This window comes from Mesorhizobium sp. M0854, from assembly GCF_040319815.1.
Lineage (GTDB): Bacteria > Pseudomonadota > Alphaproteobacteria > Rhizobiales > Rhizobiaceae > Mesorhizobium.
Window position 1 is genome coordinate 31,911 of sequence record NZ_JAMYOL010000008.1, and the last position, 13,602, is coordinate 45,512.

A 13,602-nucleotide genomic window follows, 5' to 3' on the forward strand; every position below is an offset into this window, starting at 1 on the left:
GTTTCTCCGGGCTGGGCAGCGGGAGCAAACCGTTGATCAGCAGGCCGGCGAGCGCGGTCAGGCCGACGGTCAGAGCTATCTTTGCGGCGGTGGGCGAGCTGTTCCAAGCCCAGCGGTGTGGCGCCAGGAGAGAAAAGAACCTGGCGACGGCGATCGCCGCGACAGAGACCGGTATCCGAAGGACGGACCTGACCGAGTTCCCGCCGGGAATTACGCGGATGACGTGGGCGCCGGCATGCGGCCGCGCCCGGCGCCACAGGGCGCGCGGCACCACCTGCATGCCGTCGCCCTTGACCAAGTGCGACGCGGGTTCGCTCTAGCACCGGTTTGTGGCGCCAGGTAGCGCCATCGCCATCCTTTCAGCGTGGCCACGCCGGTCAGTTCGGTGCGGGCGCGATCGGGCTGGAAGGCAATTGGGGCTGCGGTGACATGGACGCTCATGTGCCTCTCCAACGGTAGATCCCGGTCAGCTTGCCCGCCCGAGGCGAGCCGTCATCGAAGCGCTCGATCTTGGAGCAGTCCTGCTCGGCCATGTGCATCATCAGGCCGAGCCTGGGTAGCGTCTGCCATGGCCATCGAGGCGGCCGCGCCGGAACCACTGGATATCCAGCGCCTGCGCCGCATCGAGCTTCCGCCAAAGCGGCGATAGCGCTTCGCGCCCGACGATCGCCGCGATACTTCTAACGCCTGGCTACTTTTGGGTGGAGGTTTATGGCGACCTGCGACACCTGCCCATATTTGTCCACAACAAATTGGTGCCGCGGGCAGAGAATATGGTTTGGCTAGCATCCTAGCTTAGCGCCTGTTCTCTTGGTCTGATTTCGAACACAGTACTGGCTTGAAGTTATATGGCTTGGCCGTAGCGAAGAATACTATTTCATATTTTGAGCCTATTATAAGTATAAGGTTGTGATTGTCCTAACGCACATTCTCATGAATTCACCTACAGTTGCATGTTTTCTCCAACTGAAGATTTTGTTATCTTGCTATCGTTAAAAGTTCCACACATGTTAATTAAGCACGTAAATGCAATCATACGTTAATTTTCCGAACAATACAATTACAGTATCGTACTTCTTGGTAAAATGCCCGCAGATCAAATATTTAAATCTAACACGATTGAATATTATCCGTCCGGATCTCAGTATTTTTGACGTACATTTTGGGCAATAGTGCGGTATTCCTGCCCCGATCAACCATTCTATCAGGGCGTGCAGGTATGTGATTTGGCGCTAATATACACCTTCTAGTAGGCAGACATCCGCGGGGCGCTATCGAATCAAAATGAGGGATTATGGATGGCAACTCTGCACTATGCATCGGGTGGTTCTGCCACCGAAATCGCAACCGCCGGCTTCAATCTAGCTGACGTTCAGTATGTTTCGCTGGTCGACGCATTGCCGGATGGCATGAAAGGCCTGGTCTATCTCAATGAGCATGAGGGCGTAACCGCGTCCTTCATCGAGAAAATGACCCCCTTCCTCGGCAATCCGAATGTGTTTGGGTTCTATCTGGTTGACGAGCCCGATCCCACGGGCAGGTGGGGCACCTATGCAACCGCCGAGAACCTGAAGGCGGAATCCGACTGGATCCATGAGCATTTTCCAGGCGCCAAGACCTTCATCACCATGATGAACATGGGATCCCCGACCAATCCGGATTTTACCAACACCTACAATCCGGCCAACACGCATATCGACTATTTTGGAATAGACCCCTATCCGGTGCGCACGGGAACGGACACGGTCGACTACGACATGATCGACCGAGCCGTGGCTGCAGCGGTGAAGTCGGGCATCCCGATCAGCAACATCGTTCCGGTCTTCCAGGCCTTTGGCGGCGGCAATTGGGAGACTTCCGATGGCGGCAGACAGGTCATGCCCACCACCGAACAGATGCAAACCATGATCGATCATTGGGCCAAGCTGGTTCCGTCACCCGCCTTCGACTACACCTACAAATGGGGAACGCAGAACGGCGACACCGCATTAGAGAGCTCTCCGGAACTACAAGCCGTTTTCCGGGAGCACAACCTCGCAACGACTGGGACCGAACCGCCTCCAGTCGACACAAGCGACACCTTGTATGGCACCAGCGGCGACGATGTGTTCCACGGCGCCGGCGGCCACACGATGATCGGCTATGGTGGCAATGACACCTATTATGTCGAAGATGTCCGCGACAAGGAGATTGAGGCAGCAGGCGGCGGTACCGACAAAGTGCTCGCGTCAGTAAGTCATGCGCTTGCGGCCGGATCGGAGATCGAGCTTCTCGCCACCAACAGCCCGTCCGGCACCACGGCGATCAACCTGACCGGCAACGAGTTCAGCCAGACCATCCAGGGCAATGCCGGCGCCAATTACATTAGAGGCGGCGGCGGCGCCGACACCATGGCCGGCTATGGCGGTAACGACACGTACCACATCGACAACGCCGGCGACAAAGTAGTCGAAGCGGTGAGCGGTGGGGTTGACAGGATTTACGCTGCTGTCAGCCATGCCCTTTCGGCCGGCTCAGAGGTTGAGCTCCTCGCCACCAACAATCCAACGCTAACGACAGCAATAAACCTAACCGGCAATGCGTTCGGCCAAGCCATTTTTGGCAATGCTGGCGCAAACGTCATCAACGGCGGCGGTGGCGCCGACAAGATGGTCGGCTATGGCGGCAATGACACCTACTATGTCGACAACGCCGGCGACAAAGTCTACGAGGCAGTGGGCGGCGGCAGCGACAAAGTGCTCGCCTCGGTGAGCCATGCCCTTTTGGCCGGCTCGCAGATCGAGCTCCTCGCCACCACCAGCCCGTCTGGTACGTCTGCGATCAACCTGACCGGCAACGCCTTTGCCCAAACCATCCAAGGCAATGCCGGCGCGAACATCATCAATGGTGGCGGCGGTGCCGACATCTTGACCGGTAACGGAGGCAATGATGCCTTCGTGTTCAACAGCGCTCTTGGAGCCGGCAATATCGACAAGGTCACCGACTTCAACAAGCTCCAGGACAAGATCCAGCTCGACGACGCCGTTTTTGCCGGGCTTAAATTGGGTGGCCTTTCATCCGATGCTTTCTTTGCTGGCACGGCTGCGCATGACAGCTCCGACCATATAATCTACAACAGCTCAACCGGAGCGCTCTCTTTCGACAGCGACGGCATCGGCGGCGCAGCTCAAATACAGTTCGCCACTCTCTCTCCAGGTCTGTCGCTTACGGCAGGTTCGTTCCTTGTGATCTGAACGACCCGGAACGGCGGACCTTCAATTCGAGACGGTCCGCCGCTTTATCTTTGTTCAAGCACCGGACTTGTTCAAGCACCGGATTTTCCAAGCGAACTGACCAGTCTGGGTTGTGCTCTCCTCCTGGTGCTAGTCTAGTGTCTAGTGCGACATGCCCTCGATAAGGCTCACCCGAAAAATGGAATGGTACCGTATGGTGCGAGCATGGCCTGCCAAACGAGCTCGCTTCATTGGCTTATGCGACTCCTCCCCGACGAGCGGAACCCACACGTTCCGGCGCAGCATGTTCCGATTATCGCGGCAACTCCTGCTGCACGCCTTCTGGCGTCCTTGTCCTCCTGATCCTGTTTAAAAGAGGCCTGGATGGTCTCTTCAATGTCAATACTGAGATCTGGGGATAGCCCGCCGGCGTCAAAAGCGCTCAAATGTCTGCAATTTGTCGCTTCCTTGACCTTGAGCAGAGATGCGGAGCTCCATTCAACTCGCGACACTCAATTATGCCCTTGTGGTCGCCGAGGAGGGCAGCTTTCTGCGTGCGGCGCGGCGCGCTGGGATCGATCACACCGCGCTCAGCCGGCGCATACGCGATCTCGAATACGCGATCGGGACGAGGATATTTCATCGCCATGCCCGCGGTGTTGGCCCAACCCCGGCTGGCGAGCGTTTCCTGGATCGTCTGCGCTCGGTGCTGCTCGAACTGGACAATACTCTCATCCTGGCCAGGACCGGCATCAAGGATGAACAACAAAGGCTTTCCATCTGCTCCAACGGGATGGTCCTCGCAGGGCGAGTATTGGATGCGATTATCGATTTCGGGAAGTGTCATCCAAATGTGACCGTCAGCTTGATAGAGGGGTCTCAACCCGAGGCTAGGGTTGCTCTGGGCAGCACCGAGGTCGACGTCACCGTGACCTCCTCCTCGCGATCCAATGGCGGCGCATTCGAACTGAAGTTGTGGAAGGATGCTCTGGCCATCGTTGTTGCTTCAAGTCATTCTCTCGCATGCCGTCCCGTGATCGAGTGGTCGGAGCTGGGCCAAGAGACGCTGCTCGTGCGTAGGGGCGAAGCAGTTCTGCTCGCCGACGCTGTTGAAAATGGCGTGCAGCTTCCCGCAATCGTTGAACATCACGTCAGTGCAGGCATCCTTCTGCGCCTCGTCGGAAACGGTCTGGGAGTTGCTCTAATCCACGACAGAGATGCCAACAGTGTTCCTGAAGGTGCCGTCTGCCGCAAGCTGCGGATCGGGGGCAAGCCAATCCAGATCTGCAATTTTGCCCGTTGGCGCCAGGACAACGCCAATCCTGCCCTGCCGATCTTCATCGCGTTCCTGCGTGATCGGTATTCGTTCTGACGGCCGTCCGACATACGCCTAGAACACACATCCCGGCTTCAGGCTTCCTCGGGTGCTGGCAAAGGCTTTGTCGGTTCTCATGAACCGGGTCAAGCATCGGCGCTATCAGCTCTGCCGGATCGGCGACTAGCTGTCCGGCCTCGCGGCCGAGCAATTCAGCATAGGCGACGAGATCGCGATGAACGGCGCCGGGCAGTTCGACCGTGATCTTGACCGGACGGTCATGGCGGATAGTTTCAGCTTGGTCCATGACGGATCCTTCGGCGCCGCACCCGGTCAGCACCAAAGCCTTCCGCGATGCGCACCAGATCGCAGAGCGCTGAGCGGAGTTGCGGCCATGGAAACTCGGAGCATTCCTCCCAGGCTTCGCCCTCTCGCAACACGGCATCGAGCTTGCCCGCCACACCGGCAAGAGTCGTAGCGCGGGTGGTTGAAAAGGCTCCCAGAAGATCCTTCGCCTGATCGCAAGCCTCGCGTTCGGCCCTGAGCGCAGCGGTGTAACCTGTCTCCTCGGCCGCCGCATCCCAGCGTGCTTGATGCATTGCGAACTCAGTTTCGGCCTTCTCTCGGAGAGCGGCGGTATCCGGCCCGTTGCCGAGCACTTCATTGAGCATCTCGATCGAATGGACCGTCACCTGCTCACCCTCGGCCAGGCGGACGGTCACACAGGGAAAGCCGACGCTCTCGACAAGCCTTGTCTCCAGGCGCTGCTGCCTGCGGCAAAGCCGCTCGGTCTGTTTGTGGACTCTCTCCCATTCCCGCCAAAGCACCAGTGCAGGATCAGAACGCACGTTCGTGCTTCCTGCGCCGCTTGCGGACGCGTTGCCTTCGAGCGTCCACGCGGTGGTGGCCACGACTGTTCCGGCAAGCACTCGCCTGCGGGTGACGTAAGGCAGAGTCGTGTTATTGTCGGAATCAGCCATGATCCGAGCTCCAATCAGCTTGGGTTGCGGTCAGGCCGGGCGGGATGGTGCAAACATCCTGTTCGGCCGCGAACTTGCCGCACGTATAACCGGACCAATTTGACAAGCTACCGGTGAAAAGTCAACCCAAGAGATAAACGTTTGACTTATAGTAAAATTTCTGCCGCGCAGTGTCGGGGCGCTCGCGCGATGCTGGGGATAAGTCAGCGCGAGCTGGCGGACGCCGCCAAGGTATCACGGCCTACGGTGGTTGATTTCGAGCGGGGCGCCCGGGTTCCACATCCGAACAATATGGCAGCGATTCGCCAAGCGTTGGAGGTTGCCGGTATCGAATTCATCCCAGAAAACAGTGGCGGGCCCGGCGTACGACTGGTACGCCATCTCGAAAGTAAATGACCTAACGGCAGCGAGCAAACCGAAATGCGGAAGGATCCCGCGACTGTATCGTAGGCCGCCAGCCGCACTCGTCTTACAATCTCATTAAAAACAGGATCGACAAGACTCGTTGCGGCCGATCTTGCCAATGCGGCACGGCTTGCTGCCACGACTTCGGCAGCTCTGGCCGACATTGGCAGCACCGCGGGGGCGATACTCGACCTTTACCCCGCCGCTCTGCTCAGCGCGGTTGTTCAAGCCGATGAGGTTTTTTGCCGGGCCAGGCAATCGGGCTGCTCGTTGCGATAACGGGGTCCGATTTCCATAATGAGGGCGGTCCCCGGCAAGAAGGCCAGTTCGCTGAAGATGTCATCCTATTCGATATCGCCCCCGCCGAGAGGCATGTGCAGGTCGCCTATCCCTCGCGCTGCATCCTGCTGCGGGAGATAGGTTCTGTTGAAACCCTGGGGGCGCCTGAAGGAGTCATGGACATGCAGGTGCCCTGCCACTGGTGCCATGGCCCGCAGTTGCTCGCAGAAGTTCAGGCCGCGATGGGTGGATGCAATATAGGCGTGACTGAAATCGATAAGCGCCACGAAGTTCGGATGGCCGACCGCCTTCACCGTCTGCGCCATCTCGGCCGAGGTCTGCCGGCACTAACCCGGTTCCATGGCGAAGAGGCTCTCAAAGGCGATGATGATCACCGCCAGCTTGCGGGGCCATCGCGACACTGGCTCTGCGGTGGCAGGAGCGTTTGGCGGTCGCCTCACCCCAGCTCTTGACCTTGTCCCCGCCCTTGAAGCGGATCACCAGACCCGATACCGCCTCGCAGAGCAAACACCGCACATCCGAGTTGTCGGCTTTCGAGATCCGTCCCTGGACAATCGTGGAGCCGGATTGCCAGCGCCGCGACAGCGAGCGTGCCGAGGCATGGTTGCACCGCTTCGACGGCCTGCCGATTGGTGGTGGAGCCGAAGCCGATAAGCAACCAACTAAAGACCGAGTTCGAAAGCCGTCAGCGGTCGGTCCACCAACCGCTGGCGCGGGCGGCATCGAAGCACACTTTCCTAGGGTGGGGGCCTTTGAGCGCGGCTTTCAGAGCGGCAACGCCACGATTGTACTCTTTCGTTTTGTCATACTTCCTATCCTCAACAAGAAAGTCGCCAAAACGTCTGTCGTTATAGATCGATTGAGAGCAAAACAAATAAGCCGCCATCTGATATCCATAATCGAAGGCAACCGAGTTAGCGCGGGCGGCGGTTGGAGTGAACGAGTTTGCGCAAATCACCATTGCCGCGACCGGCATCATGCCTACGCACGATAATTTCATTGTTGCCCTATCCCAAGACGCAACGAACTTGCCGAAGTTTTTGCCTCGGTGCAAGACCGTCATGAAATCGTCCTCGAAGGAGCTCGTGCTCCACATCCTGCTGTGCAAGCAGTCGCAGATCTTAACCGGCCGTGGCCTCAATACCTGGTGAAACTGGCAAGATGCGCCGGATGAGGCAATCATTCGAACGCCGGAGACCCTGCCTCTGCAGAATTTCCGGGTTTAAGTTCATTGGTCGGCGTGCTCGCAAAGCCCAGAAGACCGGTGAAGTTCGCAACACGTCAAATTCTCGGCGACACTCTGACGTTACAGCCCGCCTGTATGCACCCACGCAATGGCGCAGATCTATCTGGGTTCGGTCCACTCGGGCCCGAGAGGTGAAGATTTCGGGATCGAGGCGCTTGGTCCACTGCGCGCCAGACGGAGCGATCCAATCCGTGTCATACTGTCAGAGGCATGACTCTAGCAATTTGGGGGCCGTAGCAAATGAAAGAAGAGAACGACGTTCAGAAGTTGGTGCGCACGCTGCGGGCTCGAGCACCTGATGACGCGGCTGAATTGCTGGCCCGAGAATCTCCCGAGTTCATCCGCGACACACTAAAGCTGTTGCCGGACGGGCACGCCCGTAAGGTGGCCGAGCATTTGCCACCGCATATGCGGCCCATCAGGTCTCATGGCGGTGGCAAGGATTTCGCGGTCCCCGACTCGCTCGTCGAGCTGATGGACCCGATTCCCGCCAGCGTTCCTGTCGCGACGACGGTTGCCGCCGCAGTGGAGGCGGTCAGACGCGCCAAGGTGCCGACCGAGCTCACTTATCTCTACGTCACGGACGAGGGCAATAAACTGGTTGGCCTGGTGGTCCTGCGCGATCTGATGCTGAGCGAAGCGGACGCGACGGTGGATCAGATCATGCTGCCCAGGCCGTTCGCCCTTAATGTCGGTCTGTCTTTGAGCGACGCCTGCAAGGCAGCAGTACGCCGTCAGTACCCTGTCTATCCGGTGGTGGACGCGGAGAACCGGCTGCTCGGGCAGGTTCGCGGCTGGCGCTTGTTCGAGCAGCAAATCATCGAGATTTCCGCTCAGTCTGGCCAGATGGTGGGTGTCCAGAAGGAGGAGCGTTCTTTTACGCCGCTGTTTTCAGCCTTCTTGAAGCGTCATCCGTGGCTGCAGCTGAACCTGCTGACGGCCTTCATGGCCGCTTTCGTGGTCAGTTCATTCACAGGCACGATCGAGAAGATCGTCGCCCTGGCGGCGTTCCTCCCGGTCTTGGCCGGGCAGAGCGGAAACACCGGCTGCCAGGCACTGGCTATGACGCTGCGTGGCCTTGCCCTGGGGGATGTGGACAAACGACCGAAGCTGCACCTGGTGATGAGGGAGGGCGCGCTCGGAATCGCCAACGGCGTGCTCGTCGGCCTTGTTGCGGCTGCGGCGATGTGGTTCTACGCCTCGCGGCAACCGGAGTCGGCGGCCCAGGCACCCATGCTGGCACTTGTGATCCTGCTTGCCATGTCCGGATCGTGCCTCATGTCCGGAATCTCCGGCGTGCTGATCCCGCTGGGCCTGCGCCGGGTCGGCGCCGATCCGGCGGTCGCTTCGGCGATCTTCCTCACCACCGTAACCGATATTGTAGGCATGGGCCTGATGCTGGGACTGGCCACCATGCTCGTGCTGTAGCAAGACCCGTCCGGTGACGCGTCCCTGGAAGTCGGGGGCGACAAGCTGACCTGGTCGCGGTCAACGAAATAGCAAGAGCCAGGCCGCATCGCGCACGCGTCGTGAGAAGCACCTTCCGGCAGCTCTCCGACCCCTTGCGCAACGCGACGGAACACCTTTGGAGGAGCCGTAGGCGACCTTGAAGCCTCATTCGGTGACCGGATACGCGCAGAATCGCGCAAACAATATTAATCTTGTCGGCTGCGCGATCCGCCACTGATGAGGATTTGAGTTAGTTGCCACTGGTGCCGAATACTTCATTATGTACAGCAACGCTGAGAAGATGTTTTGACAACCAGCGCAACCGAAATACGAATAAACCCGATAGTTTGTTGCGCCGCTGCAACAGCTGCTGAGACTCGCATGGTCTGATGACAGTTCAGTCGCCTTTTTCTTGGAGTCGTGCTAAATCCTTCGCACTAGTCGGGTTTGGGGTGGGTTCTCGGCATGCAATCTTCGTTTCGAACGATCTTCGGCTTCGCCGCAGCGCTGCTTTGTGCCGGCGTATTGCCGGCCAGCGCACAAGGTCTTTTTACGACATATGACGATGCGTTTTCGGCCCGCATCGCCAGTCCGGCCGACAATGGAACGCTCGCTCAATTCGTCACGGTTGCCGTCAACGCGGGACAATACGATCAGGCGATCTCCTCAATCGAGCAGTATCTGATCAAATATCCCCGCGATGCGCGCGCCCGACTGGCGGCCAGCCGATTGTACTATCATGTCGGCTCCTATGAATTGGCCCGGCGGCAGGTGCAGTACGGCATCGAAGTCGGCGGTCTGAGCGCAAGTGAGCAACAGGAAGCCGTTCGCCTGCTCGCCCGCATCGAGCGCGCGTTGCGTGGCGTCACCTGGGAACTCGCCCTGACCGGCGGCGTGTTCAGCGCATTTACCGATTTTGAGCCCGGCGGGGCGCAGGACGACGACAGCTTCGTCTCGCCCTATGGGCGGGCGGAAGGCTTTGTCCGGTGGGACCTCGGCACGCCAAGCGCCGACGCTCTCGTCCTTTCAGGCTCATTGACCGCGACACAGCGCTTTTTCACGGAAGACCTGTCGGTTCCGGGTAGCGAGGAGACCTTCATCCACGGCAACGCCGCAATCACCTGGGACAAGGGGCTGCCGAACAGTGGGATCGATTCGCTGCGCCTGCTGCTTTCGGCGTTCACAGTTACGGATCGTTTCGACAGCGATATCCACGAGACCGGCATCGGCGTCAGTGGGCGCTTTCTTGTGCGCCCGACGGTCGAAACGACGCTTTTCGCAGGCGGCGGCTACATCGATCTAAGCGCCTCGCAAGGCATTTTCGCCGATAGCAGGGTTTTCTATGAGGCGGGCGGCAGCTACCGCTTCCGCAATGGCCAGGCGCTCGGACTGCGGCTGGTCGGCTCGAATGACTTCGCCTCCGGATCTGGCGAAATCGGCCACAGCTACACGGGCGAGGTCCGCTATGGCGGCCTGTTGATGAACGTACCGGATCTTTTCGCATGGTCGCATCAGATCGCTTTTTCGGCCGGCCACAGCAACACTCCCGATCTGTCCGTCGGCATCGGCACAAATATCAAGAGCGACTTCTGGCGCATTGCCTCGGAAAGCGATTTTCAGCTGACGGAGGCGCAGAAGATCAGTGTCGATCTCGCCTATCGCGAAACCAACTTCGACATCGCCAACCGCGACCGAAAATCGTTCGAAATGCTCATGAGCTATACGTTGACGCTCAATTGAAAGAGGCCGCGATGAGGACCCCGTACCGTCAGATCGCCATTTTTATCGCCTGCCTTGCCTTTGCGGCACCATCCGCCGCTGAGACGGTCGGGTCGATGACGGCCTACCAGACCAACATCGTCCGCAACAACGGCGGGACAATGAACGTGGGGGCCGGCGTCGAACTCGGTGACCAGCTACGCAGCAATCCCACTGGTCTTGGAATGCTGGTGTTCCGGGACGAATCGAGCGCCAAGATTGGTCCGAACACCAGCCTGACGATCGACGAGTTCGTCTACAATCCGGGCTCCGGATCGGGAAAGATCGACATCGGGATGAACAGCGGCCTGGCCCGTTTCTATGGCGGCCAGGTTTCGAAAGGCGGCGTCATGCAGGTTGCGACGCCGCATATGGTGCTCGGGGCGAGAGGCGGCATCATCGAAGTGCTGGTGGCAGCCGGCCAGACCGTGGGCATTCTGCGCGCCGGCCGCATGACCTGCACGATCAATGGCAAACGGCTGGTCATCACAAACCCGGGCTACGCCTGCACCTCGGAAGATGGCAAGCTGCTGACCGGCTACGGCGGAATCGACACCTTCCCGATATTGGACAGCATCGACCGGATTGCCGGCACCGGCCTGCCAGGCGCACCGGGTCCGGGATTGGACGTAAGCGCACTTTGTGCGTCGGCACTCGGCGGCTCGCTCAAAATCTGCGACTCCACCGACGGCGCATTGCCAGGAGTGGTCATGGAGTTCCCCGACACCCCAACGCCACCCGTGGGCGGCGGCGTGAATAAGGGCGAGTGTGAGGGTGAGGGTTGCTGCTACTACTGTGAATAGGCCTGGCCGTACGACATGAGCCTCTTGGTCGGTTGGCGCTGGGCTGATTGGCGGCAAGCTGCCAGGAGTAAGATATCCGGCCTTTTGGTCGTGCTCCTGCTGCTCGCTTGCCATTTGGCTTTCGACGGGCCGCTGTCGCGCCTGCGTGAGCGGACGTACGACTTCTACCAGTTTCTCGCTCCGCGCCAGGCGACGAGCAATCCTGTCGTGATTGTCTCGATAGACGACGCCAGCCTCAAGGCACATGGGCGATGGCCCTGGAACCGGGGCCTCTTGGCCGATCTGGTCGATGGCATCACCAAGTCCGGCTCCGCGGTCATCGGGCTTGCGCTGGTGCTGCCCGAGGCCGACACCTCGCCTGAGGGCATCGCCGGAGACAAGCGCCTGGCAGCGGCGCTGGCCAAAAATCGAACGGCGCTTGCTGTCAGCCTGGGCAATGAGGCGACGGTTTCAGAAGCAGGGCCCAAAGCCGGCTGGTCGATCGTCGGACAGGTACCCGACACACTTCCCGGCTTCACCGGCCTGACCGGCTCGCTTGCCGAATTCTCCAACGCCGCCGCGGGCCTCGGCGTAATTCGCACCTTGCCCGATCCCGACGGCGTACTGCGCCATGTGCCGCTGCTGTGGCTTCGCAATACCGCTCAAGGCGTGCAGCTGTGGCCGTCCTTCGCGCTCGAGCTTCTGCGCCTTTACGCCGGGCAGGACGGCTACATAGCCCGGATGAATGCGGCCGGGTTCGACGCACTCAGGATGGCCGGCGCCATCGTGCCGCTCGAGCCGGAGGGGAGCATCCGCCTCTGGGAAACCGCCACGGATACGCCCCGTATATCTGCCAGCACTATCCTTTCGGGCGGCAGTGATCCGCGGCTGCGGGACGTCATCGCCATTGTCGATCTGTCGGCCGTGGGACTGACGCAGTACCTGCCCACCCCGACGCGTCCAGCGCGACCAGGTGCGGACATCCACGCCGATGCAATCGCCCAGTTGCTTGCCGGGCACTACCTTGCAGAGCCAACGCATGCGCGCACGGTGGAGCGGCTCTGGTTTGTCCTCAGTGCCGTCATCTTCATCGGACTTTCCGGAGTGCTCGCCGGGCGTGTCGTGCTTGGTGCCCTGGCTCTCGTGCTGCTTGCCGTCACGCCGTTCGTGTTCGGCGCTCTCGAATACAGCCTCCAGGGTGCACTCTATGACCCGCTGCAGCCGGCGCTTGCGACGATCCTGGTAGCCGGCTTCGAAGGCTATGTTCTCTACAGGCGCAGCGAGCAGCGCCGCTCCACTCTGGCACGGCAGTTCGCCCAGTATCTGTCGCCTTCCGTGGTGCAGCGCCTCGCAAGCTCAGACACCGAAGCGATCCTGTCCGGCGAGAAGCGCGAGATCACGATCCTGCTCAGCGACATACGCGGCTTCACGACGATGAGCGAACAACTCGACACCCAGGAAATCGCAAAGGTGGTCAACCACTTCCTCGGCATTGCGACCGATGAGATCCTCAAGCGCGACGGCACCATCGACAAGTTCATGGGCGACGCGGTGCTCGCTTTTTGGAACGCGCCGCTTGATCAGCCGGACCATCGCGAGCGCGCGCTCGACGCGGGCCTTGCCCTGATCGAACGGGTGAAGCGTGAAGACGCCGCCTTCAGCGCGGACGGCCACCCCTCCATCGCAATCGGCGTCGCCATCGAGACGGGCATTTGCTCGGTAGGCAATTTCGGCTCCGAACGGCGTTTCGATTACACCGCGATCGGCTCTCCGGTGAACCGCACGGCTCGGCTCGAGTCGACGACCAAGAAGCTGGGCATCCCCCTGGTGCTTGGTCCCGGCTTTGCGGCAGGAGCGCCGATGCCGGTCGTCCAGGCGGGCGCCTTTGAACTCCAGGGTTTCAAGGGCGAGGTGCCGGTTTTCACCGTTCCGGAGATGCAAGCTGCTCACCAAGGTATGAGCCGCGAAGTGGAGAGCCAACGTGGTGAGCAATCTGGCGCCCCTGCCGTGGTGGTTGGTTCGCCGCCATCCGTGCAAATGGCACCGCCTGATCTTGCACCCCGAACCCGAAGCACACGCTGACCGGATCCAGCGGATCGCGGGGTGCCGACCTGCTTTGTGAACTAATACTGCTGGGGAGGCCTAGGTGTCATCA

General features: G+C 60.0%; 10 protein-coding genes and 2 pseudogenes. 7 read left to right on the forward strand and 5 right to left on the reverse strand.

The annotated features are described in order from the left end of the window. Positions 1-1,298: 1,298 nt before the first annotated feature. Positions 1,299-3,233: a calcium-binding protein gene (locus NKH99_RS14835; protein ID WP_353014475.1), complete on the forward strand. Its 1,935-nt coding sequence runs from the start codon at positions 1,299-1,301 to the stop codon at positions 3,231-3,233. Between the two features lie 463 nt (positions 3,234-3,696). Continuing rightward, positions 3,697-4,584: a LysR family transcriptional regulator gene (locus tag NKH99_RS14840; RefSeq protein WP_353014476.1), complete on the forward strand. Its 888-nt coding sequence runs from the start codon at positions 3,697-3,699 to the stop codon at positions 4,582-4,584. On the opposite strand, the gene NKH99_RS14845 is transcribed toward NKH99_RS14840, so the two are convergent. Then, positions 4,550-4,834 (reverse strand): DUF2274 domain-containing protein, encoded by a 285-nt coding sequence (locus tag NKH99_RS14845; RefSeq protein WP_502900051.1) that lies wholly within the window; start codon positions 4,832-4,834, stop codon positions 4,550-4,552. The genes NKH99_RS14840 and NKH99_RS14845 overlap by 35 nt on opposite strands. Then, positions 4,821-5,507, reverse strand: a complete 687-nt coding sequence (locus NKH99_RS14850; protein ID WP_353014477.1) for a hypothetical protein — start codon at positions 5,505-5,507, stop codon at positions 4,821-4,823. Before NKH99_RS14850 ends, NKH99_RS14845 begins: the two co-directional genes overlap by 14 nt. Positions 5,508-5,648: 141 nt before the next feature. On the opposite strand from NKH99_RS14850, the gene NKH99_RS14855 reads away from it, so the two are divergent. Beyond that, on the forward strand, positions 5,649-5,903 hold the full coding sequence (locus NKH99_RS14855) for a helix-turn-helix domain-containing protein (protein ID WP_352456073.1): 255 nt from the start codon (positions 5,649-5,651) through the stop codon (positions 5,901-5,903). Between the two features lie 233 nt (positions 5,904-6,136). On the opposite strand, the pseudogene NKH99_RS14860 reads toward NKH99_RS14855, so the two are convergent. The 3 genes and pseudogenes from NKH99_RS14860 to NKH99_RS14870 form a co-directional block, all read right to left on the reverse strand. Further along, positions 6,137-6,577: pseudogene (locus NKH99_RS14860) on the reverse strand (sugar phosphate isomerase/epimerase family protein); the annotation flags it as partial. Beyond that, positions 6,563-6,794: pseudogene (locus NKH99_RS14865) on the reverse strand (IS110 family transposase); the annotation flags it as partial. The pseudogenes NKH99_RS14860 and NKH99_RS14865, both read right to left, overlap by 15 nt. 103 nt (positions 6,795-6,897) lie before the next feature. Next, positions 6,898-7,275, reverse strand: coding sequence for a hypothetical protein (locus tag NKH99_RS14870; protein ID WP_353014479.1), 378 nt, complete (start codon positions 7,273-7,275; stop codon positions 6,898-6,900). Between the two features lie 423 nt (positions 7,276-7,698). Here NKH99_RS14870 and NKH99_RS14875 point away from each other — a divergent pair, with 423 nt between their 5' ends. The 4 genes from NKH99_RS14875 to NKH99_RS14890 all read left to right on the forward strand — a co-directional run bounded on the left by NKH99_RS14875 (position 7,699) and on the right by NKH99_RS14890 (position 13,529). After that, complete coding sequence (locus NKH99_RS14875) at positions 7,699-8,886, forward strand: magnesium transporter (protein WP_352686937.1); 1,188 nt, start codon at positions 7,699-7,701, stop codon at positions 8,884-8,886. 486 nt (positions 8,887-9,372) lie between these two features. Then, positions 9,373-10,647 (forward strand): tetratricopeptide repeat protein, encoded by a 1,275-nt coding sequence (locus NKH99_RS14880; RefSeq protein WP_353014480.1) that lies wholly within the window; start codon positions 9,373-9,375, stop codon positions 10,645-10,647. Then, the gene (locus NKH99_RS14885; RefSeq protein WP_353014481.1) at positions 10,644-11,468 is read left to right on the forward strand and encodes a FecR family protein; all 825 of its coding nucleotides are present in this window, start codon (positions 10,644-10,646) and stop codon (positions 11,466-11,468) included. Before NKH99_RS14880 ends, NKH99_RS14885 begins: the two co-directional genes overlap by 4 nt. A 90-nt stretch (positions 11,469-11,558) precedes the next feature. Further along, positions 11,559-13,529 carry a CHASE2 domain-containing protein gene (locus NKH99_RS14890; protein WP_353014661.1) on the forward strand — a complete coding sequence of 657 codons (1,971 nt, stop codon included), beginning with the start codon at positions 11,559-11,561 and terminating at the stop codon, positions 13,527-13,529. The last annotated feature ends 73 nt before the right edge of the window (positions 13,530-13,602 follow it).